The organism is Nitrospirillum guanabarense (genome assembly GCF_034653355.1).
Classification (GTDB): Bacteria; Pseudomonadota; Alphaproteobacteria; order Azospirillales; family Azospirillaceae; genus Nitrospirillum.
The window spans coordinates 1,453,034-1,472,492 of record NZ_JAYEER010000004.1 but is presented as its reverse complement, the minus strand read 5'-3'; the positions used below and the strand labels follow the sequence as shown (position 1 = coordinate 1,472,492).

20 protein-coding genes are annotated in these 19,459 nt (G+C 68.5%); 10 read left to right on the top strand and 10 right to left on the bottom strand.

The genetic code is table 11. The features are described from left to right. Positions 1-4 precede the first annotated feature (4 nt). Positions 5-919 carry a CDP-diacylglycerol--serine O-phosphatidyltransferase gene (gene pssA / locus UAA55_RS24780; RefSeq protein WP_322956128.1) on the top strand — a complete coding sequence of 305 codons (915 nt, stop codon included), beginning with the start codon at positions 5-7 and terminating at the stop codon, positions 917-919. A 5-nt stretch (positions 920-924) separates the two neighbouring features. Here pssA and UAA55_RS24775 read toward each other — a convergent pair whose 3' ends face one another. The 3 genes from UAA55_RS24775 to UAA55_RS24765 form a co-directional block, all read right to left on the bottom strand. Further along, positions 925-1,776 carry a class I SAM-dependent methyltransferase gene (locus tag UAA55_RS24775; protein WP_322956127.1) on the bottom strand — a complete coding sequence of 284 codons (852 nt, stop codon included), beginning with the start codon at positions 1,774-1,776 and terminating at the stop codon, positions 925-927. Next, the gene (locus UAA55_RS24770) at positions 1,773-2,090 is read right to left on the bottom strand and encodes a hypothetical protein (RefSeq protein WP_322956125.1); all 318 of its coding nucleotides are present in this window, start codon (positions 2,088-2,090) and stop codon (positions 1,773-1,775) included. The genes UAA55_RS24775 and UAA55_RS24770 overlap by 4 nt, the downstream gene beginning before the upstream one ends. A 114-nt stretch (positions 2,091-2,204) precedes the next feature. Beyond that, the gene (locus UAA55_RS24765) at positions 2,205-2,543 is read right to left on the bottom strand and encodes a hypothetical protein (RefSeq protein WP_004273698.1); all 339 of its coding nucleotides are present in this window, start codon (positions 2,541-2,543) and stop codon (positions 2,205-2,207) included. A gap of 260 nt (positions 2,544-2,803) precedes the next feature. Here UAA55_RS24765 and UAA55_RS24760 point away from each other — a divergent pair, with 260 nt between their 5' ends. Beyond that, positions 2,804-3,553 carry a response regulator gene (locus tag UAA55_RS24760; protein WP_322956123.1) on the top strand — a complete coding sequence of 250 codons (750 nt, stop codon included), beginning with the start codon at positions 2,804-2,806 and terminating at the stop codon, positions 3,551-3,553. A 21-nt stretch (positions 3,554-3,574) separates the two neighbouring features. Continuing rightward, positions 3,575-4,105 carry a hypothetical protein gene (locus tag UAA55_RS24755; protein ID WP_322956121.1) on the top strand — a complete coding sequence of 177 codons (531 nt, stop codon included), beginning with the start codon at positions 3,575-3,577 and terminating at the stop codon, positions 4,103-4,105. A gap of 160 nt (positions 4,106-4,265) precedes the next feature. Here the strand turns inward: UAA55_RS24755 and UAA55_RS24750 are convergent, their stop codons facing one another. Beyond that, complete coding sequence (locus UAA55_RS24750) at positions 4,266-6,713, bottom strand: Tex family protein (protein ID WP_322956120.1); 2,448 nt, start codon at positions 6,711-6,713, stop codon at positions 4,266-4,268. Positions 6,714-7,260: 547 nt separating this feature from the next. Here UAA55_RS24750 and UAA55_RS24745 point away from each other — a divergent pair. From UAA55_RS24745 to UAA55_RS24730, 4 genes are all read left to right on the top strand, one after another. Then, a complete protein-coding gene (locus UAA55_RS24745; protein WP_322956119.1) occupies positions 7,261-7,917 on the top strand; it encodes a tetratricopeptide repeat protein in 657 nt (218 codons plus the stop codon). After that, a complete protein-coding gene (locus UAA55_RS24740) occupies positions 7,914-9,359 on the top strand; it encodes an outer membrane protein assembly factor BamB family protein (RefSeq protein ID WP_322956118.1) in 1,446 nt (481 codons plus the stop codon). Before UAA55_RS24745 ends, UAA55_RS24740 begins: the two co-directional genes overlap by 4 nt. Before the next feature lie 12 nt (positions 9,360-9,371). Next, entirely contained in the window at positions 9,372-10,760 is a 1,389-nt protein-coding gene (gene der / locus UAA55_RS24735) for a ribosome biogenesis GTPase Der (RefSeq protein WP_322956116.1), read from the top strand. Between the two features lie 196 nt (positions 10,761-10,956). Beyond that, entirely contained in the window at positions 10,957-12,165 is a 1,209-nt protein-coding gene (locus UAA55_RS24730) for a hypothetical protein (RefSeq protein ID WP_322956114.1), read from the top strand. Between the two features lie 57 nt (positions 12,166-12,222). Here the strand turns inward: UAA55_RS24730 and sciP are convergent, their stop codons facing one another. From sciP to UAA55_RS24715, 3 genes are all read right to left on the bottom strand, one after another. Continuing rightward, the gene (gene sciP / locus UAA55_RS24725; protein ID WP_463667852.1) at positions 12,223-12,579 is read right to left on the bottom strand and encodes a CtrA inhibitor SciP; all 357 of its coding nucleotides are present in this window, start codon (positions 12,577-12,579) and stop codon (positions 12,223-12,225) included. Between the two features lie 119 nt (positions 12,580-12,698). After that, positions 12,699-13,376 (bottom strand): flagellar hook assembly protein FlgD, encoded by a 678-nt coding sequence (locus UAA55_RS24720; RefSeq protein WP_322956112.1) that lies wholly within the window; start codon positions 13,374-13,376, stop codon positions 12,699-12,701. A 25-nt stretch (positions 13,377-13,401) separates the two neighbouring features. Further along, a complete protein-coding gene (locus tag UAA55_RS24715) occupies positions 13,402-15,087 on the bottom strand; it encodes a flagellar hook-length control protein FliK (RefSeq protein ID WP_322956111.1) in 1,686 nt (561 codons plus the stop codon). On the opposite strand from UAA55_RS24715, the gene UAA55_RS24710 reads away from it, so the two are divergent. Then, a complete protein-coding gene (locus tag UAA55_RS24710) occupies positions 15,073-15,405 on the top strand; it encodes a hypothetical protein (protein WP_322956110.1) in 333 nt (110 codons plus the stop codon). The genes UAA55_RS24715 and UAA55_RS24710 overlap by 15 nt on opposite strands. 501 nt (positions 15,406-15,906) lie before the next feature. Here the strand turns inward: UAA55_RS24710 and UAA55_RS24705 are convergent. Genes UAA55_RS24705 through UAA55_RS24695 form a run of 3 tightly spaced genes read right to left on the bottom strand, consistent with a single transcriptional unit; the run spans position 15,907 to position 17,968 of the window. Then, positions 15,907-16,407 (bottom strand): hypothetical protein, encoded by a 501-nt coding sequence (locus UAA55_RS24705; RefSeq protein ID WP_322956107.1) that lies wholly within the window; start codon positions 16,405-16,407, stop codon positions 15,907-15,909. Beyond that, a complete protein-coding gene (locus tag UAA55_RS24700; RefSeq protein WP_322956106.1) occupies positions 16,404-16,883 on the bottom strand; it encodes a rod-binding protein in 480 nt (159 codons plus the stop codon). The genes UAA55_RS24705 and UAA55_RS24700 overlap by 4 nt, the downstream gene beginning before the upstream one ends. Further along, on the bottom strand, positions 16,883-17,968 hold the full coding sequence (locus UAA55_RS24695) for a flagellar basal body P-ring protein FlgI (protein WP_322957755.1): 1,086 nt from the start codon (positions 17,966-17,968) through the stop codon (positions 16,883-16,885). The genes UAA55_RS24700 and UAA55_RS24695 overlap by 1 nt, the downstream gene beginning before the upstream one ends. A gap of 388 nt (positions 17,969-18,356) precedes the next feature. On the opposite strand from UAA55_RS24695, the gene UAA55_RS24690 reads away from it, so the two are divergent. Continuing rightward, a complete protein-coding gene (locus UAA55_RS24690) occupies positions 18,357-18,779 on the top strand; it encodes a flagellar assembly protein FliX (protein ID WP_322956104.1) in 423 nt (140 codons plus the stop codon). 220 nt (positions 18,780-18,999) lie between these two features. Beyond that, the gene (dksA, locus tag UAA55_RS24685; RefSeq protein ID WP_004272667.1) at positions 19,000-19,419 is read left to right on the top strand and encodes an RNA polymerase-binding protein DksA; all 420 of its coding nucleotides are present in this window, start codon (positions 19,000-19,002) and stop codon (positions 19,417-19,419) included. Positions 19,420-19,459 lie beyond the last annotated feature (40 nt).

Genomic DNA, 19,459 nt, shown 5'->3' with positions numbered 1-19,459 from the left:
CAGGGTGGGCGGGGGCGCGCTGGGACGGCGGCGGCGGGCCATCCGGCCGCCGCGCCTGGGCGGCCTCACCATCAACAAGCTGCTGCCCAACATGCTGACGGTGCTGGCCCTGTCGGCCGGCATGACGGGCATCCGCTTCGCCACCGAACAGCGCTGGGAACACGCGGTCGTCGCCATCGTGGTGGCGGCCGTGCTGGACGCGCTGGACGGCCGCATCGCCCGGCTGCTGAACGCGCAGAGCAAGTTCGGGGCGGAATTGGACAGCCTGTCCGACGTGGTCAGCTTCGGCGTGGCTCCCGCCATGATCCTGTACATGTGGGGCTTGAACGAGGCGCGCAGCTTCGGCTGGATCGCCTGCCTGCTGTTCGGGGCCTGCGCCGCGCTGCGCCTGGCCCGGTTCAACACCGCCCTGGGCTCGGCCGCGCAGAAGCCGGTATGGGCCTACAATTACTTCACCGGTGTGCCGGCCCCGGCCGGCGCCGGCCTGGCCCTGATCCCCATCGTCGCCAGTTTCGAGATGGGGCGCGCGGTCGTGGGCCACCCGGCCTTCGTCGTGGTGTGGACCGTGGGCATGGCGGCGCTGATGATCAGCGCCATCCCCACCTTCTCGCTGAAGGGCCTGCGCATCCACCCGCGCTACGTCGTCTTCATCTTCCTGGGCTTGGTGCTGCTGGCGGCCGGCGTGGTCAGCGCGCCCTGGACCACATTGCTGATCCTGGGCGTCGGTTACCTCGTAACGCTGCCCTTCAGCGTGCGCCAGTACCAGCGCCTGATGGCGCAGGCGGAATTGCTGGTGGGCGCCGGGCCGGAGGAGACGGAGGGTGTTGCGGCGCCCGAGGGGGCGCCGGAAGGGGCGGGGGAGGAGCCGGCGGTAGAACCGTCTGTGCAGCCCCAGGACGGGGCGTCGCCGCGGTCCTGACCGCCCTATTTGTGGGCTACCAGCAGCCGGGCGTGGAGATGGACGGGCATTTTCCCGTCCGCTCCTGTCTCATGCGCCACGGCGGCGGTGATGCGATCCTCCAAGGTCGCGCGGTCTTGCGCCGGCAGCCGGGCCAGGGCCGGCGTGAAGGCCATGTCCAGGGTGGGGCGCCAGAAGGGCTTGGCGGCGTCGGCCAGGACCGATTGCTCCAGCGAGGTTTCCGACACGCCGCTGAAGCCGGCATCCAGGAACAAGCGGCCCAGGGTGCCTTCCTCGGCGAAGCGGAACAGCGCCGCCAGCTCCGGCACGCCGCCCAGCACGTCATCCAACAGACGGAACAGGGTGTTGTCGGCCTGCGGGCCCCAGCACAGCAGGGCCGCGATGCCACCGGGGCGCAGGACCCGGCGCATCTCCGCCGCCGCACCCAGGGCGTCCGGCACGAACATCAATCCGAAGCGGCAGCTGATCCGGTCCACGCTGGCGGACCCCAGGGGCAGGGCGGTCATGTCGGCCGCCAAGAAGGACAGGGCGTCGATACCGGCGCCGCGCCGGCGGGCGCCAGCCAGCATGGCCGGGACCAGGTCGCTGGCCAGCACGCGGCCGCCTTCGGAACCCTGGGCCGGCCCCATGCTCTTGGCGGCGGTGATCGCCGGTTCACCGGCACCGCTGGCGAGATCGAGAAGGACGTGGTGGGGCTGAAGGGCGAGCGCGGCCAGCAGCGGCCGGTTCAGCCGGTCGGCCGGATCGGCCATGCTGTCGGCCCAGCGGTCCCAGGCCTGGCCGCTGTCATGCCAGCGGCGGATTTCCCGTTCGCGGACGGGATCGAAGGGGGCGGCCGTGGGGCCGCCGCCGCTCAATGCAGAACCCGGGGATACTGGTCCTGCGGTTCATACCCGCCGTCGGCCAGGCGATGGCGCAGCATGTCCACCTCTTCCGTCAGGCGCTGGTTGAATTCGCCCAGCCGCTCGACCTGGCCGGCCAAGTCCGTCAGGTCGCGCTGCAGCCGGGTCAGGTGATCCGAGGCGGTGCGGGCCAGGTTGGACTGGCGCACGGCCAGCCGGCCCAGGCGGCGCCAGACATAGCCGACGGTCATGCCGGCGGCGGCCAGCACGGCCACGCAGGCGAAGACCAGGAACAGGGCGGGGTGGGCGTTATCCAACTGCGAAAGCATCTGCGTTCAACCATGGCTGCCGCGCTTCAGGGCGGCGGTCGAAGGGGGGCGGTGACCTCTTCTACAAATAAGCGTGGCACCGTCTGGTGAAAAGGCCGCGTATGCGGCTGGCGGTCAGGACAGGCTGGTCGTGGGCTCGGCCACGGTTTCCGGGGTGAGGGCCGCCAGCTTGTCGCCGAAGGCGCGCAGAACCGGCAGGAACCGGTCGATCTGGTCGCGGGTGACGTGGGCGTCGGTGCGCAGGATGATGTCCGGCGCCGCCTGCAGCAGCTGAGTCATGCGGAAAGGGCCGATCTGATCATCCAGGAACATGGATAGGCCCATCAGCATGCCCAGGGTCACATCGTCCGGAGCGCTGGGAGTGTTCAGCACGTCGTGCAGCTGTTCCATCAACGTGTAGGTCAGGACGGACGTGCGTTCGATGAGATTGTTCTGGGGGATAGGCCGGGACATGGGACTGGCGCTCCTTATCAACACCTGCCCGGTGTGGGGACCGCGTGCGGCGGGGCCATCCGGGGATGTGGGAACCATAGGACGCGGCTCGTCACCAAACCGTTAACTGCGCGCGAACGGCGCGCACGCCGGACTGTGCAAGGGGATAGGGTTAAGATCCGGCGTGGCGCGCGGTATGGTGCCTGCCGCATTAACCCGCGCGCGGGGCGACGGAAGGGGCTACACTGACGGCCCAACAGGGGCCGGCTGGCATCAGCGATATGGCATCAGCAAAGTCCGGAAAATACTACCGCCTGGACGGGTTGAGCGTCCTGGTGGCCGACGACAACCGCTTTGTGCGTACCATCCTGGTCACGGTGCTGCGTGGCCTGGGCGTCGGCCGTGTGCTTCAGGCGGAGAGTGGCGAGGAGGCCACCGCCATCCTGGATGTGTCCACCCAGATCCAGGGGGCCAGCGACATCGACATCGTCTTCGCCGATCACCTCATGGCCCCGGTGGACGGATTGGAGCTGCTGAAGTGGGTGCGCGAGCACGACCACGATAAGCTGAAGTTCATCCCCTACATCATGATGAGCGGCGAGGCGGACGAGAACGCCGTGCGCATGGCGCGCGATGGCGGCGTCACCGAATACCTGGCCAAGCCCATGTCGGTGGCTAACGTCGCCTCGCGTCTGGTGGCCATCGTTGACAAGCCCCGGCCCTTCATTCGGGCGCCCGGCTATATCGGGCCCGACCGGCGGCGGCAGACCTTGCCTTATGATGGGGAGGACCGCCGTGTCATGGCCGGCCATCGCGTGACCCTTGACGGGCCCCAGGCGCCCCTTGAGGAAGAGGCGCTTCCACCTGTCGGCCAGGCCGTGCCCCAGGTCGCGGCCGGGGAGGCGCCCCCCGGGACGGGTTGGACGCCGGGACCGATGGCGCCGTCGGAGCGGAAGCAGCGCCCGCCTCATCGGAAACTGTGGATTAACACCAATGGTGGGATATGCCGACCGGTCCTTGGAAAGTTGTGATCCCTTACAGGAGGGACGGGAATGACGGACAAGTCCGATAAAGGCCTGCCCGGGAAGGGCACCCGGGTGGTCGAGATCATCGAGTTGCCGAACAAGTTGCGCGCCAAGGTTGGCGGGGCGGCGGGCAAGCCCGGGCAGATCGACCCGGCCGCCATCGAGCGCGCCGGCCGCCACGTCGCCCGCATGGCCGAGGCGCATCAGGCCCAGACCCGCATCGACCTGACCACGCTGCAGGCCGCCTTCGAACAGGCCAAGCGCGACGCGGACCATCGGGTCCAGCACCTGCGCAAGGTTTATAAGATTTCCGACGGCATCATGACCCTGGGCCGGACCTTCGGTTACAATCTGCTGTCCGACTTCGCCAATTCCATGAACCACTTCCTGGTGGATCTGGAAAACCCCACGGACGCGCTGCTGACCGTGGTGGGCCTGCACATCGATGCCATGCATGTGGTGGTGCGCGACGACATCAAGGGCGATGGCGGTGAGCTGGGCCAGGCCCTGACCAAGTCCCTGGCCCTGGCCCGCGCCAAGCTGATTTATAAGCGTTGAAGGGGCCCTCAAGCGCCGCGCGGGCGCATCCGCGCCCGTGCCCTGTCCTTTGCTTCAGGCCGCTGGCGCTGCCCGAAAAGGTCCGGCGGCCGTGATCGCGGGCTACAGCCGCATGAGGATTGGCCCCATGCGGCTGCTTTATGCCTGGCCGGTCTCTTGCTTACTTGTCCTTGCGGGCGCGGGCGAAGGCGTCGGCCAGGGCGCCGCCGAAAGCATTGCCGAAGCTGCCGCCGCGCAACTCCTGGGCCTTGCCACCACCACCTTGGTTGGGTCGGGGGGCGCCGCCGGGCTTGCGGTCGCGGTCACCGCCCTTGGGGCCGCTTTGGGGGCTGTTCTGGGCACGGTTGCCGCCCGGGGCGCGGTTGTCGTTGCGGTTCCCGGGGCGGGCGTCGTCCTGGCGGGGGCCATTGCCGGCAGGGCGCGCCGCCTGCTCCTCCAGCCGCATGGTCAGGGCCACCCGGCGGCGCTTCAGGTCCACTTCCAGCACCTTGACCTTGACGATGTCGCCGGCGGTGACGACGGCGTGCGGGTCCTTCACGAACTTGCCGGCCAACTGGCTGATGTGGACCAGGCCGTCCTGGTGCACGCCCACGTCGACGAAGGCGCCGAAGGCGGTGACGTTGGTGACCACGCCCTCCAGCACCATGCCGGGCTGGAGGTCCTTCAGTTCCTCAACGCCCTCCTTGAAGGCGGCCGTCTTGAATTCGGGGCGCGGGTCGCGACCGGGCTTCTCCAGTTCTTTGAGGATATCCTCGACTGTTGGGATACCGAAACGATCGTCGGCATAGTCCGCCGGGTCTAGGCTGCGCAGGAAGGGGACGTCGCCGATCAAGGTGGCCAGGGTGCGGCCTGTCTTGGCCAGGATGCGCTCCACCACGGCGTAGGATTCCGGGTGCACGGCCGAGCCGTCCAGGGCGGTGTCGCCGTCGCGGATGCGCAGGAAGCCCGCCGCCTGTTCGAAGGCCTTGGGGCCCAGGCGCGACACGTCCAGCAGCTGGCGGCGGTTGCGGAAGGCGCCGTGCGTGTCGCGGTAGTCGACGATGTTGCGGGCGATGCTGTCGCTCAGGCCCGACACGCGGGCCAGCAGGGGCACCGACGCGGTGTTGAGGTCCACGCCCACGCCGTTCACGCAGTCCTCGACCACGGCGTCCAGGGTGCGGGCCAGCTTGGTGGGGCTGACATCGTGCTGGTACTGGCCGACCCCGATGGACTTGGGGTCGATCTTCACCAGTTCCGCCAGCGGGTCCTGCAGGCGGCGCGCGATGGAGACGGCGCCCCGCAGGCTGACGTCCAGGTTGGGGAACTCCTTGGCCGCCACTTCCGAGGCGGAATAGACAGAGGCGCCGGCCTCCGACACCATGATCTTGGTCAGCTTCAGCTGCGGGAACTGGGCCATGACGTCCGCGGCCAGCTTGTCCGTCTCGCGCGACGCCGTGCCGTTGCCGATGGCGATCAGGCCGACATTGTGCCGGCCGGCCAGGGCCGCCAGCGTGGCGACCGAGCCCGCCCAGTCGCGGCGCGGCTCGTGCGGATAGATGGTGGTGGTCTCCAGCAGCTTGCCGGTGGCGTCCACCACGGCGACCTTCACACCGGTGCGGATGCCCGGGTCCAGCCCCAGGGTGGCGCGCTGGCCGGCGGGCGGGGCCAGCAGCAGGCCCTTTAGATTGCGGCCGAAGACGGCGATGGCCTCATCTTCCGCCCGGTCGCGCACCGTGCCCATAAGATCCAGTTCCAGGTGCAGGGCGATCTTGGTGCGCCAGGCCCAGCGGCAGGTGTCCAGCAGCCAGCGGTCGGCAGGTCGGCCCTGATCCTGGATGCCGAATTGGTTGGCGATGGCCGCCTCGCAGGGGTGCTGCTGGCCCGGTGCCGGATCCTCGCCCACCTTCATGGCCAGGTCCAGGATGCCGCCGGCGCGGCCGCGGAACAGGGCCAGCGCGCGATGCGAGGGCAGGCCGGCCAGCGGCTCCGCCTTGTCGAAATAGTCGGAGAACTTGGCGCCTTCCTCGGCCTTGCCCTCCACGACGGTGGAGACGACGCGGCCGTGTTCCTGGCAATAGCCGCGCAGGAAGCCCAGCAGTTCCGCGTTCTCGCCCATGCGCTCCACCAGGATGGCGCGGGCGCCGTCCAGGGCCGCCTTGGTGTCGGCCACACCCTTCTCGGCATCCACGAAGGCGGCGGCGCCGGCCTCCGGGTCGTGCGACGGGTCGTTCAGCAGCAGGTCGGCCAGCGGTTCCAGCCCCGCTTCCCGCGCGATCATGGCCTTGGTCCGGCGCTTGGGCTTGTAGGGCAGGTACAGATCCTCCAGCCGCGTCTTGGTGTCGGCGGTGGCGATCTGGGTCTGCAGCTCGGGCGTCAGCTTGCCCTGCTCCTCGATGGACTTGAGGATGGTGGCGCGCCGCTCCTCCATCTCACGCAGGTAGCGCAGGCGTTCATCCAGGGTGCGCAGTTGCGTATCATCCAGGCCGCCGGTCGCCTCCTTGCGGTAGCGGGCGATGAAGGGCACGGTCGAGCCTTCGTCCAACAGGGCGACCGCCGCCGCCACCTGTTCGGGGCGGGCGGAAAGTTCGGTGGCGATAAGGCCGACGATGCGGCGCGCGGTATCGGTCATGGCGGCTATGGATCAGGCGTGGTGGCAAGGACGGTCGCCCCCGGTGGAGGCCCAGGCTCATTACCGCGACGCGGCGGGGATCGCCAGTCTTTGCTGCGCCTATTCCCTTGGGAGGGGGATTATCCACCTTTCGGGCAGGAGAATCGGGCTGCTCGTCCAGCCACCACCCCTGGCTGTCCATTGGGCTTGGGCACTATTCCTAGGGCGCCGCCCCGCCGTGTCTTGCTCTTTCGGACAGGGGAGGGACGTTTTTCCGTGTGTCGCTCCACAGACTTATCCACAGGGGGCGAATATTTCGCGCGGCAAAAACATCCGACCGATAGGAAACGGCCTCTCCGGCCGTGCCAAGGGCGGTTGATTTAATCTATGCTGCCCGCCCGGCCGCAATCGGTGGGGCAACGACGCTTGCCTTCAGGGTACGGCGGGCGGGGGACGCCAGGGGGAATGGGCTACATTCGATCCGGACTTTCCTTGACCGTCACGCGCCCCTCTGGTATCGGCGCGGATTGCTGTTATGGTGCCGGCCTCGGTGTCGAAGAGTGAGCTGATGAGCGATATTTTTCGCGAGGTCGATGACGACCTTCGCCGTGAACGACTGGAAAAACTGTGGCGCCAGGTGGGGCCTTACCTGCTGGCGGGGGCTGTGGCCATCCTGGCCGGTACGGCCGCCTACGTGGCCTGGGACCAGTACCGCACCCGCCAGGCGGTCGAGCGCACCAGCGCCCTGATCTCCGCCACGGAAAAGGTGTCCCCCGCGATCGAGAGCGGCAACGCCAAGGACGCGCTGGCCGCCCTGGCGGCGGTGACGCCCAAGCTGGGCGGCGCGCCGGCCACCCTGGCCCGCCTGCAGGAAGCCGGGCTGAAGGCCGCCAGCGGCGATGCCGCCGGCGCCATCGCCATCTATGACCAGATCGCCGGCAGCGCCGACAACGACCCCCTGTTCCGCGACCTGGCCCAGATCCTGGCCGTGATGCAGCAGGTGGACACCGGCAATCCGGCGCAGTTGCAGTCCCGCATCTCGGGCCTGACCAAGGGTCCCTGGCGTTACACCGCGCAGGAGCTGTCGGGCTTGCTGTATCTGCGTGCCAACGACCTGGCCAAGGCCAGGGAGATTTTCCAGTCCCTGTCCGCCGATCCGGCCGCACCCCAGGGCGTCCGCGCCCGCGCCGCCGATCTCGTCGCCCTCTACGCCGAGCAGAAATGACCAACAAGACCGCCGTCACCGGCCTGCCCTCCGCCGAGGTTGCCGTCCGCGCCCCCGCCGCCCGGATCGCGCCCGTGCGCCTCACCGGCGGCCGCCCCATGCGCGTCCGCCGCGCCGTCGGCCTCAGCACCGCGCTGGTGGCCTGCATGCTGCTGACCGGCTGCGGCATGTTCGACTGGCTGGGTTTCGGCGATGACAACAAGCCGAAGGAAAAGCTGGCCGGCAACCGCATCTCGGTGCTGCAGTTGGACCAGCAGATCGAGCCGGACAGCCAGGCCCAGTCCAAGCAGGTGACGCTGCCGGACGCGGTGACCAACGCCGACTGGGCCCAGCCCGGCGGCAACGCGGCCCATAATCCGGGCCACGTCACGCTGCCCAAGACCCTGAAAGAGGCCTGGAAGGTCAGCATCGAGGGGTCCTCCAGCGACAACCGCCTGCTGGACGGGCCTGTGGTCGCCGATGGCAAGGTGTATCTGCTGGATACGGACTTCGTGCTGCACGCCTTCGATGAGGCCACCGGCAAGAAGGTTTGGGAAAGCGAGATGAAGCGGCCAGACCAGGAAGGGTCGGCCATGGGCGGCGGCGTCGCCGTGGGGGATGGCGCCGTGTTCGTCACCACCGGCTACGGCGAGGCCATCAAGGTCGATCCCAAGGACGGCAAGGTCGCGTGGCGCCAGCGCATCGCCGCCCCCATCCGTTCCGGCCCCACCGTGGCCGGCGGCCGCGTGTTCGTCGTGACCATCGACAACCAGTGCATCGTCCTGGCCTCCAACAACCGCGTGCTGCAGTGGACGCACGCCGGTTTCCCCGAGCCCGCGGCCCTGCTGGGTGGCGCCAGCGCGGCGGTCGAGAACGACGTCACCATCATCCCCTATTCCTCGGGCGAGCTGTACGCGCTGCGCGTCGACAACGGCCATCCGGCGTGGAGCGACAACCTGGCGTCCTCGCGCCGCGGCGCCAACCTGGCCAACCTGGCGGACATCAAGGGCCTGCCGGTGGTGGATCGCGGCCAAGTCTATGCCGTCAGCTATTCCGGCCGCATGGTCGCCATCGACCAGCGCACCGGCCAGCACGTCTGGGAACAGGACGTGGGCGGCCAGAACCAGCCCGCCGTCGTCGGCGACTGGGTCTTCGTCCTGAACAACGAGGCCCAGCTGGTGGCCTTGACCCGCGACACGGGCCGCGTCCGCTGGATCAAGCAGCTGGAACGCTGGGAAAACCCGGAGAAGCGCAAGGATCCGATTAACTGGGTTGGCCCTATCGCGGCCGGTGGACGCTTGATTATGGCCAACAGCCTGGGGCAGGTTGTGGAAGCGTCGCCCACCAACGGCGACATCCTCAACAAGATTGAGTTCGACGACCCCATCAGCGTGGCCCCCATTGTGGTCAACAACACCCTGTTTGTGCTGACGGACGACGGCGATCTCTTCGCGTATCGATAAGGCGTTTTGGTTATGGCGAGTCCCCGCCGCTTGACGGTCGCTATCATCGGCCGGCCCAATGTCGGCAAGTCGACTCTGTTCAATCGACTTGCCGGTAAGAAGCTGGCCATTGTCGACGATACCCCGGGCGTCACCCGGGACTGGCGATCCGCCGATGGCCATCTGGCCGGCATCGAGCTGACGGTGGTGGACACCGCCGGCCTGGAAGAGGCGTTCGACGACAGCCTGGAGGCGCGCATGCGCCGCCAGACGGAACGCGCGATCGAGCGGGCCGACGTCGGCCTCTTCATCGTGGACGCCCGGGCCGGCATCACGCCGATGGACCGGCATTTCGCCGCCTGGCTGCGCAAGGGCAAGACGCCCATCATCCTGGTCGCCAACAAGTGCGAGGGCAACGCGGGCAAGCCCGGGCTCATGGAGTGCTATGAGCTGGGCCTGGGCGATCCCGTGCCGCTGTCCGCCGAGCATGGCGAGGGCATGGCCGATCTGGTGGAGGCCCTGACCCCCTACCTGCCCCCCGACGAGCCGGAGGAAGAGCAGGAGGAGGCCGAGGGCCCCCTGGACGACGAGGCGGCCGAGGCCCGGGACAACGCCAAGCCCCTGCAACTGGCCATCGTCGGCCGGCCCAACGTGGGTAAGTCCACCCTGCTGAACAGCCTGCTGGGGGAGGAGCGCGTGCTGACCGGCCCCGAGGCCGGCATGACCCGCGACGCCATCGCCGCGGAGTGGACCTGGCGTGACCGCCCGGTGAAGCTGGTCGACACCGCCGGACTGCGCCGCCGCGCCCGCGTGGAAGACAAGCTGGAAAAGCTGGCGGTGGCCGACACCCTGCGGGTCGTGCGCATGGCCCACGTGGTGGTGTTGGTGCTGGATGCCGACGCCATCCTGGACAAGCAGGATCTGACCATTGCCCGCCAGGTGATCGAGGAAGGCCGCGGCCTGGTCATCGCCGTCAACAAGTGGGACGCGGTGGCCAACCGCGCCGAGGCCCTGCAGCAGCTGAGCGACCGGCTGGAAACCTCGCTGCCGCAGGTGCGGGGCATCCCCACCATCACCATTTCAGCCCTGAAGCAGCAGAAGCTGGACGTCCTGCTGGACGCGGCGTTCGAGGTTTACCGCCTATGGAACCGCCGTATCCCGACGGCCCAGCTGAACCGCTGGCTGCAGGGCATGCTGGAATCCCACCCGCCGCCTCTGGTGGATGGCCGCCGCCTGAAGATCCGCTACATGACCCAGGTGAAGGCGCGACCGCCGACCTTCGCCCTGTTCAGCAGCCGACCGGTGGAAATTCCGGAGCACTACACGCGGTATCTGATCAACGGCCTGCGCGAGACGTTCAAGCTGCCAGCGGTTCCCCTGCGCTTTCTGTTGCGCAAGGGCAGCGACAACCCGTTCGACTGACGGGATCGCGCCAAGTTCTTCGCATTGATTGCCTGTCGCAAGGAGGGGAGCGGTCATCCGCTTCCCTTTTTTGTTGGGATAAAGGCTGGGAAGCCGGCTTTCTATTTCCTTCTGGCGATGGGGGGATCGCCTATAGTGTGGTTGGGAGCCGATTCCGGGCCACCGGGTCGCGAGGCTGGGGACGCAGGGTTGGGACATGGGATTGAAATTCCGCAGCTGCAAGTTTGAGCTGATGGGCCTGGAAGAGGGCCGCTGGACCATCCTTTTCATTGGCGATACCGAGGAAATAGCGGTGACCGAGGCCAATCGCCGGCTAGCCCAGGGCAAGCTGAAGGCTGTGCGCGTCATGGCCGTACGCACGGTCATGAACGCCTTTCCCACCGGCACCCTGGTGTTCGAGAAGACCGCGCCCGAGGTGGTGAAGCCCGCCGTGCTGCGCGAGGCGCCGGATGGCACGCCACTCTGCTCAGCGCCGGAGGATCTGTACGGCCGCCAGTCGCGCCGCGCCATCGCGCTGATCCTGCGGGATTACCTGACGCGCCAGCAGATCAGCCCGACAGAGTTGTTGCATGGTGCCACCCACCTCCGTCGGTTGCAGGACACCGGCGCCATGCTGCAGGCGGCCCTGCACAAGGCGGCCACGGTACAGTCCAAGGTGACGGGCCAGAATACCCGTGCCCGTATCGCCGACCTGGACCGCTATGTCGACGTCGTCGCCCAGAGGGCCCGCGACTTCCAGGCGAACAGCCGCAAATGGTCCGTGCCCCTGAACGGCGGCGCGGCGGAGCTCAGTGCCGCGGTGGAACGGCTGGTGGGGCCGGAAGGCCACGACCACGCCTTCTACAGCCTGCTGACCGTGCGCCTGGCGGGCATCCGCACCCTGGGTGGCAAGCTGGAGGAGGTGATGCGGCTGGCGACGCCGGAAACGCCGTGGCGATTGCAGGAGATGCTGGGTGGCATCGCCGCCGACCTTCTGCGTTTCTCCGATGTCATCCAGGACCTGTTCGGCAACCAGCGCTGCCTGTCCGATTTCCTGATCGCGCTGATCGACCTGTTGCGCGACCCGTCCGCCATGGCGGCGAAGGCCGAGGCGGAAAGCAAGGTGCCCACGCCCATGGGGCTGTTGGCGCGGCTGCTGGCCGACGACCGGTTGCCCGAGGGGCGGGAAGTGCTGCTGGAATGGCTGAGCACCGAGTTGGCCAGCGATCATCCGCTGAACCGCCATGATCCCAAGAGCGAGGGCGGCGAACTCACCCGGGTCGCCGTGGCGCTGACGGCCAATGGCGCCATCGTCGGGGGGGAGGTCGTGGAACAGGCCCTGGCGGCGCGCCGGCTGATCCAGCGCCAGCAGACCCTGCGCGGCGAGGGCCTGCACATGATCGCCGACAGCCTCAAGCCAGACTGACGAAAGCGTCGGAATGGGCGGAAGGGGCGACTGGAAAGGGCGCCCCGGGAAGGCGGCTCAGCCCACGGCGGCCAGGGGGTCCTGGTCGTCGTCGTGGCTCATGCCACGGCGGTAGTCCTGTAGGCGGGTGGTGCGCAGGGCCCGGGGCCCGTGCGCGTCGATCAGCCGCTGCCAGGACAGGAACTCCTCCTCCGATAGGGTGTAGCGCGCGCAGGCCTCCTGCATGGTCAGCAGGCCGCCGCGTACCCCGTCCACCACCTGCGCCTTGCGCCGCATCACCCACCGCTTGGTATCGGGTGGCGGAAGGTCGTCCAGGGTCAAGGCTCTGCCCTGCCCGGCGGCCTTGGCCGTGTTGCGACCCATCCCCCCGTTCAACAGCGCGCGGGGGCCGCGTCCGGCTTCGTGTGCCGACATGCCTTACCTCATACGGTGCCTGAGGACCCTGGAGTCCACCAGGGCCTGCAGCACCATAAGGGCGGGGGCGTTAAGAAGAACTGAACAGCCCTATCACTTTCGGGCAGCTCATTTCGCGCCTACGCACCCGCCAGCACGGTGGTGACATCGCTCATGTTCACGGTCATGTCACCCATCTGCAGGGTGGGGGTGGTGCCGGACATGTCAACGCCGGTCACCTTGCCAGCCACCTTCACGGTGGTGTTCACGGCCTTGCCGCTACTGTCGAAGGCGCTGACCTTCACGCTGTAGGTGCCGTCCGGCAGAACCTTGCCGGAGCTGTCCTTGCCGTCCCAGGAATAGTTGTGGGTGCCGGCGGCGCCCGCCACGTTGGTGGTGCTGACCAGCGCGCCGCTGCTGTCATAGACCGACATGGTGGCGGTGGCGGCGGTGCCGCCATAGGTGACGGAGACGTTGGCGGTGCTGTTCTGCAGCGGGAACTTGTCGCCTTCCATCTCCACATACTTGCCCAGGTAGTTGAGCGCCTGGCTGGACTGGCCCCCGGCCAGCGTCGACTGGATGGACTTCAGCTGGTTGTTGGCTTCGATCTGCTGCTCGACCGAGCTCATCTGCACCAGCTGCGAGGTCATCTGGTTGGTGTCCATGGGCGACGTCGGGTCCTGGTTCTTCAACTGCGTGGTCAGCAGCGTCAGGAACGTCGTGTAGTTGTTCGTCAGGTCGCTCAGCGGGTTGCTGGTCTTGGTGCCGGACGAGGTGGGCGTGGTGTTGTTGCTGGAACCGCTGACGGCATCGGTCATGATCGCTACTCCCTCAAATCTATCGTCAGATCCGCACGTCGACGCGGCCGAGCGACGGGATGATGGTGTCTTCTGACGCGGCCTCCTCAGGGGCGGCCGTGTCGTCCATGGAGAATTGGGTGCCGTTCTGCCCGCCGCGGCGTTCCTGCTGCTGCTGGGCCTGGCTGTCGTCCTTCAGGTTGAAGGACAGGCTGTCGTTGTCGGTCTGCAGCCCGGCGTCCTGAAGGGCGGTCTTCAGGTCGTCGGAATTGCGCTGCAGCAGATCCAGTGTCTTGGCGTTGTCCGCCGTCACGCTGGCCCGCACCTTGCCGTCCTTGTGGAAGTCCAGCTTCACGTCGATGCTGCCCATGTCGTCCGGGGTCAGCTGGATGGTGACGCTGTCCATGCCGTTGCTGGCGGCCTTCTGGAAGCCCATGGTCACCTGCTGCAGCACCGGCGGGTACTGCGCCGGGCGGGCCGCCTGGCCGGTGCCGGCCATCTGGGCGGCGAAGCCGGTGGGGAAGGTGTGCTGGCCGTCGACCAGGCCCATGAAGCCGCTGGCGTTCAACGCCGCGTCGCTGGCCGAGGCCGCGCCGCCGCCCGTGTCCGCCGCGGCCGGCAGCAGGCCATTCTCCGTCGTGGTCAGCAGGCCGTTGCTGGCGGTGTTGGTCCGGCCGGCCTGCTGCTGTTGCAGCAGGGCCTGCAGGGTGGCCTGGGCCGAGGTCGCGGGGCTGCCGGATACGGCGCTGGTGGCGGCGTTGGCCAAGGCCGCCATGGGCGCCGTGGTCGCCGGCGTGGCGGCATCGCCCACCTTGGCCAGGGGGGCCGCGGCGGCGGCATGGGCGTCGGCGTAGATCATGCCGTCGTTGGCCGGCGCGGCCAGGATGCCGTTGCTGCCATTGTCGTCGGTGGCGCTGTCGCCCGCCTGCCGGCGCGCCTGGTCGGCCGTGGCGGTCCCGGACTTCTGGTCGGACGTGGTTGTGGCGGTCACGGTGGCGCCCTGCTGCTTCGCCACGTCGCCCTTGGCGCCCCCTTTGGGCGTGCCGGTCTTGAGACCGGAGCCGGAGGCAGCGACGCCATCGGTCTTGCCCGCCTTGGCGGCGCCATCCGCCGCGACGGTGACGGCCGCCGTGGCGGCCAGCGCGGTGGCATCGGCGGCGGTGCCGGCCTGGGTCTTGCCGCCCTGGCCGGACTGGACCATGGCGGCCTGGGCCGCGACATCGGTCGCCGGGGTGGGCGCGGGTGTCCGGGGGGAGGGCGACGGCGCGCCTGCGGCCAGCGCGGCGGCCTTCTGGTCGGCGACGGCCAGGCTGGTGGCCGCGGCGGCGGCGGCGCTGCCCTTGGTGGGAGCGGCCGGGGTCGCCTGGATGGCCGCTTGCGCGGCCAGGGCCTGGGCCGCCAGCGCCGTGTCGGCGGCGGTGGGCTCATTGACCGGGGTCATGCCGGCCAGGGCCATCCCCGTCTGGGCGGCGTTGGCTTGAGGGATGTCGGTCTGAGTCGGGCCGGCTCGCGTCGCGCCGGCCGGAGCGGCAGAGACCTGGGTGGCAGAGGCCTGGCTGGTATCGGCCTGGGTGGCGGCGATCCGGGCAGCCGCTGTCTGGCCGGCGGCCGACAGGGTCGCGCCCGGCGCCACGGTGGCCGTCGCGTCCGTGGCCTTGGCCGTATCGGGCTGGGCCTGGCCGGCGGCGGGCGCGGCCGGGGCGGGCGGGGTGGGCTGTTGCTGCGCGCCCATGGCGGCGGCCAGCGTCGCCAGCGCGGTGTCGGCGGCCGCGCCATCCTGCGTCGGGGGGCGATGGCCCCCCGGTCGTCGGTGGCGCTGTCGGCCATGTCGGCCACGGTGGCCTTGGCCGACCAATGGGTCTGCGTCCAGCCGGTTGCGGGCTGCAGGGCTGACGGCGAGTTGGCGGTGATGCCGGTCATCAGCGCCGTCACGGCGGTGCCGGTGGTGGCGCTGGCCGGAACCAGGCCGCTCTTGGCGGTCGCCGCACCCTTGGTGGAGGCAAAGGGCAGCGTGGAGGTCGCGAAGGGGGAGACCGCGTCCGCGCTCTGACCACCGCTGAGGAAGGCGCTGTTCTGGCCCACGGATTGGCTGGTGGCCGTGTTGGTGTCGACCATGCCGCTCAGCAGCTGGGTGAACAGGTCCGTCGCACCGCCACCGTTCGCGCCCGCTCCGTTGCCCAGAATCCCGGACGCGGAATTCCCCTGGGTAGGGAACAGGCTCTGAACGGACTGGAAACCGGTCATGTGTCGCTTCCTCGGGCCTACGCCGGACGGCGGGGACGATGTCGGGCAAAGGTGCCCATCGCCTGGGAAAGCAATCGACGTGCCAGGACCTGGATTACTCGGGGCCCAGCTTTTCCAAGGGTTTCCGTCGGGGGCGACTGGTCGGTGGGGAAGAAGGCCGCCGGGGGTGGGAGCTTCTTGCCGCAGGGGGCAGAATCTGCCGCCCGAAGGGGTGGCGCCCACGCGCCGGCGCCCGCCACCGGCGCGGGAGCCAGGGCGGGGGGCTGAGGCCCGGCGATGGGCGGAGATGAATGCTAAAGGTGTGGGATCAGAGGCACTGGTTCACGGCCAGGGGCGGGATGCCGGCCCGGCGATAGCCGGCCGGCCGCGCGGCGCCGTGCTTGGCGACGTAGCCCTGTTCCTGGTTGCGCTGCTTGTTGATGGTGTTGACCATGATGTTCACCACGGATTGTGCCACGGCCGCCGCGGCGCGCAGCGTGGTCGCGTTCTCCATGGATTCCTTGTGGAACAGTTCGGCCAGGCTTTTCATGCGCGCCTTCAGATCCGGATCAAGGGCGCGCAATCCCGCCATATCCAGGCTGATGACGCGCACGGCGTCCTCGTAGCTTTTGGTCAGCAGGTGCTTGCGCTCCACCAGGGCCAGCATGGCCTTGATGTCGCGCTTCTTCAGAAGCGCCGTCTCTTCCTGGTACAGCGCCATCAGCCGCTCCATGGCGGCGATCAGCGACAGGGCGCGGGCTTCGGCGGGGCTGGCCAGGACGGGAGACGGCGGGGACGGGGCGTCGCTGGAGGGCATGGCGGGGGTCATGGCGTGTCATCCGATGCGGCGTCGGGGGCGCTGGCGGCGTCCAGCGGCATGTGCTGGGCCAGCGAGGCCTGCGCCTGGGCGTAGGCGTTCTTCGGTGCGGCGGCGTTCTGGGAACGATGCAGCGGGTCGGCGCCGGCGGCCTTCTCCTGCATGCGCATCATTTCCTTCTTGATCTCGTCGGCGATGCCCAGGCCGCCGCCCTTGGTGATGGCTTTGGCCTGCTCTTCGATCATCATGCCGCGGAACATCTCCTCCGCGTGGCCGCCGCCGAAGTTCTCGTCGACTTTGACGCCTTCCCACATGTGCTGCAGCATCTGGCTGATGAAGACGGATTCAAACTCCTTGGCCGCCTTCTCGATGGCCGCGTCGTCCTTCATGCCGCTTCCGGGGCCGGCCTGCGGCTTGGGCGTCCCCTTTGCGTCCATGAGCGCCTTGGCATCGTAGCCGGGGGGCGACAGCTTCACGTCGTCGCTCATCACATCACCTTCAGTTCGGCCTGCAGGGCGCCGGCGGCCTTGATCGACTGCAGGATGGAGATCATGTCGCGGGGGCTGACGCCCAGGGCGTTCAGGCTCTGCACCAGATCCTGCAGGGACACGCCGGAGGGCAGGATGGCCAGCTTCTTGCCTTGTCCATCGTCCACCTGGATGTTGGTCCGGGGCACGGTGGTGGTGGTGCCGTTGCTCAAAGGGCCGGGCTGGGACACCTGCGGCGTCTCGGTGATCTTGATGGTCAGGTTGCCCTGGGCGATGGCGACGGTGTTGATGCGGACGTTCTCGCCCATCACGATCACGCCCGACGCCTCGTCGATGACCACGGTGGCGGGGTTGTCGGGGGCCACCTTCAGTTGCTCGATGTCGCGCATGAAGCCCACCAGATCGGTCTTGCGGCCGGCCGGTACGTTGACCGTCACGTTGGATGGGTCCATGGCCATGGCGGTACCCATGCCGATGGCGGCGTTGATGGCGTCGGCGATGCGCTTGGCGGTGGTGAAGTCGGGGTTGTGCAGGGCCAGGTGCAGGGCCTGCATGTCGGACATCCGGAAGTCGACCGTGCGTTCCACCAGGGCGCCGGCGGCGATGCGGCCGGCGGTGGGGACGCCACGCGTGACGCTGGCGGCGGCACCTTGCGCGGTGAAGCCGGAAATGGCCACGGGACCCTGTGCCACGGCGTAGACGTCACCGTCGGGCGCCAGCAGGGGCGTGCCCACCAGGATGCCGCCCTGCAAACTCTTGGCGTCGCCCAGTGTGCCGACCTGGACGTCGATGCGGGTGCCCTGCGCCGCGAAGGGGGGCAGGGTGGCGGTCACCATCACCGCCGCCACGTTCTTGGTGGTCAGCGTGGTGCCGCGGATGTTCACGCCCAGGCGCTCCAGCATGCCGTACAGGCTCTGCTGCGTGAACGGCGCGTTGTTGATGGTGTCGCCCGTGCCGTTCAAGCCGACGACCAGGCCGTAGCCCACCAGCACGTTATCGCGCACGCCTTCCACATCCACGATGTCCTTCAGGCGCGACTGGGCGCCGGCCGGCTGGGCGGCGCCCAGGGCCAGGACGGCGGCCATCACGACAGTGGCGCGCTTGAGGACGCGGCCCAGGGCGGTGGCGGAACGGAGGTGGGCGTTCGTGAACACGGGGGGATACTCCCTGCAACAGATGCCGGTCCTCTAGCGAACTTCGTGCCAACCGCAGCATGCGCCCAAATCCGCCGGTTTCCCAGGTGCCGCCGCCGGAACAAGGGCCGTCGGCCCGCGGTTAAGGCCATGGGCGGCCGAATATCCCCGGCAAAAATTGCCCTATGCGCGTCTTCCCTGCGGATGGTAACAATAAGACAGGCCGCAGGCCCGCCAAACCGGCGGAATCGCCCCCTTTTCCGGTTCTTGTCCGGGCGGGGACGGGTGACATGGTCCGGGTGTTCCGGGCGGCTGGCCCAGATTGCGGTGGCGGCACGATATGAAGATCCAAGGTCCCGGTTCCTCCCTTCCCTCCAGCCAGACGCGCAAAACGCAACGGGCCGGCGGCGACAGCTTCCGCACCCAGGTGTCGGAAGGCGAGGGTGATGAGGGCGCGAAGTCCGTGACCGGCGCGCAGACCGCCATGGCCATCACGCCGCTGCTGGCCCTGCAGGAAGTCGACGACGCGCTGAACTCCAAGCGCAAGGCCCGCCAGCGGGCGGAGACCTTGCTGGACAAGCTGGACGAGTTGCGGTTGGGCCTGCTGGCCGGCACCTTTCCGCGCGAACGGCTGCAGGACCTGGTGCGTATGGTGCAGAGCCGGCGTGAGACCGTGGGCGATCCCCGCCTGCAGGAAGTGCTCGATGAGATCGACCTGCGGGCGCAGGTGGAACTGGCCAAGTTCGAATCGGCCTCGCGCTGAAGCCCGCGCCCCGGCCTGGGCGCCCCTCCTATTCTTATATGCTTATGCCCTTAACCCGAATGGCGGGTCGCCCTCTCGCTTTGGGTGAGAGGATGCACAATTACCATCCGTTTCAGTGACTTAAACAACGTGTGCCGGTGCTGCGCACAGTATTGCGGGTTGCGTTCCGTCTCCCTATACTCCGCGCCGTCTCGATCACACTGGATTCGGACTAAAACATATGTCGTCTCCGATACTTCCCCCGGATTACCGCCCGTCCGAGGATGAGCCGTACATGAGCCCCGTGATGACGGAGTATTTCCGTCAGAAGCTGCTGCAATGGCGCGCGGAGCTTTTGAAAGAGTCCACCGAAACCCTGGTCAATCTGCAGGATGGCGGCATTCAGGAACCGGACATCGCCGACCGCGCCTCGGCGGAAACCGACCGTTCCCTGGAACTGCGCACGCGGGACCGTGAGCGCAAGCTGATCAGCAAGATCGACGAGGCCATCGAACGAATCGAACTCGGCGAGTACGGTTATTGCGAAGAGACGGGGGAGCCCATCGGCGTCCGCCGCCTGGAGGCCCGCCCCATCGCCACCCTGTCGGTGGAGGCCCAGGAGCGGCATGAGCGGATGGAGCGCACGCAGCGCGACGATTGACGCAGTTTACAGCAGGCCTTTGAAGCCGCCGCGCATTCCC